This is a genomic window from Caballeronia arationis (genome assembly GCF_001544975.2).
GTDB classification, from domain to species: Bacteria; Pseudomonadota; Gammaproteobacteria; order Burkholderiales; family Burkholderiaceae; genus Caballeronia; species Caballeronia arationis.
Genome location: NZ_FCOG02000344.1, coordinates 1 through 2,612, shown reverse-complemented (window position 1 = coordinate 2,612; position 2,612 = coordinate 1). Strand labels below are relative to the sequence as shown.

The window sequence follows — 2,612 nt, the reverse complement described above, 5'->3', positions numbered from 1 at the left end:
ACCGTGATGTACAGATGCTTGCCGGAGCGGTCGGCCAGGATATTTTTGGTCCAGTGATGGTTGATCGGCCCGGCCGGCAAGTCGGCAACCTTGACGCCGGGGCTTGTAATCTGGGTGGTGCCCGTCACATAGTTGAAACGCAACAGAGCGTCCGTGTCAGCAACATAGAGTTGATTGCCAATGAGCGCCATCCCGAACGGCGAGTGGAGCTCGCCCAGAAACACGGTCTGAGTCCTCGCGACGCCGCTGCCGTCCACATCGCGTAACAGCACAATGCGATCGGGGCTTGGCACACCGGCGCCTGCGCGCTTCATGACCTGCTTTCTGACCCAGCCGAATAGGCCGCTGCCTTCATCGTGTTCTTTTGGCGCGTCGCTTTCCGCTACCAGTACATCACCATTGGGCAGCGTGTAAAGCCAGCGTGGGTGCATGAGGCCACCGGCGAACTCGGTGACGAGAAAGCTAGCGGGAGCGGTGGGCATGAAACCGTCGGGGCGCGCCTGGACGGGCGCGATGTTGACCATCGGAACCAACGACGATTCCGGAGCCGGCATGGCGGGCGACGCGCCGAAACCCGCATCACTTGAACCTGATGGTCCGATCGCGCAGGAGGCAAGCGGCAAAACCATTGAAACAGCCAGACGATTTAGCAGGCGCATATGGGTTCCCACCGATGAGCGTTGATTGATAATGCGTGGGAGAAATAGCAAGAAGCCGGCCCGCGACGGTGCCTGCTAAGGCGCAAACCGCTCCTCAATTCGAGCGGAACACCTCGGCCTCCCGGCTTTCCGAACTTACTGACGCTACGTTGGCAGCTACGCGGTAACAGCAACGGAGTCGAGCATCCGGATCGCTCCTGCCGAGCGTCAGGTTCCCTTAAGGTAAGGTTGCTAGCATCGGTCGGATTTGTGCAGCGCTCTATTTGGGCTATCGGTTCAAAGTTCGCAGGCCGCGCGCCTCATCATTCATCATTTCGCGACAAATTGAGGAGCAAAGAATGGCTAAAGTTTACGGAATGAAGCGTCCTGCATATGATGCAGTCGCGCGCGCGCTGCACTGGCTAACCGTCCTGTTGGTCGCTATGCAGTTTGTGATCGGTTGGACGATGCCGGATGTCCACAAGGACACGCAGCCAGTTAATCTGATCGCCTGGCATCTTGGGGTGGGCGCGACGCTCGTCGCCGTCATGGCAATCCGGGTGATCTGGCGATTGACGCATTGGCCCACGCCGGATGAACTGCCGCCGCTACTCAGCGTCGTCTCGCGCGTAACGCATGTTTTCCTCTACGCCGCCCTGGTGCTGGTGCCGCTGCTCGGCTGGATCAACGCGTCCTCACGCGGCTGGACGGTCCGCCTGCTGGGCGTGGTGTCCTATCCTGCGCTGAGCGAACCGGGCTCGGCCTTCGGCCACGAGATGGGGGATGTGCACGGCATCCTTGCATGGGTGCTCTTAGCATTGATTGGTCTGCATGTCGTCGGGGCGCTGTTTCACCGCTTTATTTTGAAAGACCATGTGCTGCAACGGATGCTGCCCCACGCAGGGCCGTCGCGCGATCAGGGTCGAAAGCGCTAAGGTATGCCAATGCCCACGGCTCACAAGGAACCGCATCGAATCAAGGCGATCGGCTGGCTACGCGCTGCGGTGCTTGGCGCAAACGACGGCATCATATCGACGGCAAGTCTGATAATCGGCGTCGCGTCCGCGCACGCCGAACATGGCCATCTGGTGCTGACCGGCCTGGCTGGATTGGTTGCCGGCGCGATGTCGATGGCGACAGGCGAGTACGTATCGGTCTCGTCGCAAGCGGATACAGAAACTGCGGCGCTTGCCGAAGAGCAGGCGGAACTCGATGCGGATGGCGCACGCGAGCAACGAGAGTTGGCGGCGATTTACGTGCGGCGGGGCCTCGACATGGCGCTCGCCAAACAGGTTGCGCAGGCTCTAATGGCTCACGACGCACTCGGCGCGCATGCCCGCGACGAACTGGGCATTTCGGAAACGACCGCGGCAAATCCATTGCAGGCCGCGCTGGCGTCGGCCAGCAGCTTTTCGGTGGGAGCCGCTTTGCCGCTCATCGTCACGGCGCTCGCCCCGCAGCAATGGGTGGCCCCGAGTATCGCGGTGACGGCGCTGGTTTCCCTGGCAGTCCTTGGCGGACTTGCCGCGCGCGTCGGAGGAGCGAAAGTGGGTCCTGGCGTATTGCGGGTCACCTTCTGGAGCGCGCTGTCGATGGGTGTGGCATCCGCGGTTGGTACTATATTCGGCGCGACTTGAGCCGTGACATCTTTCCGCAATACAGTCACTTGCCATTCCGCGAAGGTTGTCATCTGCTTGCTCGTGTCAAATTTTTTCGGAACGTCCAGCAGCTCAAGAGTGCCGAGTTCGGCACAGTCTTGGGGTTATGTGGCCAGTCGGAACATCTCGAAGGTGTCAGGGTCCTGCCTTTCGGCGATGAATTTCGCGAAGAAATTGGTTTTGGCGCTATTCACGAGAAATTCGGGCAGGCATTGTCGTAGTGCACTGGCGACAACCAACTCCGATGGAGGGATGCCGGGACGGATGGTGCGCAGCCAGGATCCAAAGGAACTCCAGACGAGTGAAGGGAATACCG

Annotated in this window: 2 protein-coding genes and 2 pseudogenes; 2 read left to right on the top strand and 2 right to left on the bottom strand. The window is 60.5% G+C overall.

Annotated features, from left to right (window positions below):
- Window positions 1–659 (bottom strand): annotated as a pseudogene (locus AWB81_RS41945) (sorbosone dehydrogenase family protein); the annotation flags it as partial.
- A 338-nt stretch (window positions 660–997) separates the two neighbouring features.
- Between AWB81_RS41945 and AWB81_RS41940 the strand changes: the two are divergent.
- Both AWB81_RS41940 and AWB81_RS41935 read left to right on the top strand, forming a co-directional pair.
- The gene (locus AWB81_RS41940; protein ID WP_062644392.1) at window positions 998–1,573 is read left to right on the top strand and encodes a cytochrome b; all 576 of its coding nucleotides are present in this window, start codon (window positions 998–1,000) and stop codon (window positions 1,571–1,573) included.
- 9 nt (window positions 1,574–1,582) lie between these two features.
- Window positions 1,583–2,275: a VIT1/CCC1 transporter family protein gene (locus AWB81_RS41935; protein WP_062644390.1), complete on the top strand. Its 693-nt coding sequence runs from the start codon at window positions 1,583–1,585 to the stop codon at window positions 2,273–2,275.
- Window positions 2,276–2,400: 125 nt separating this feature from the next.
- On the opposite strand, the pseudogene AWB81_RS48000 reads toward AWB81_RS41935, so the two are convergent.
- Window positions 2,401–2,612 (bottom strand): annotated as a pseudogene (locus tag AWB81_RS48000) (IS4-like element ISCku4 family transposase); the annotation flags it as partial.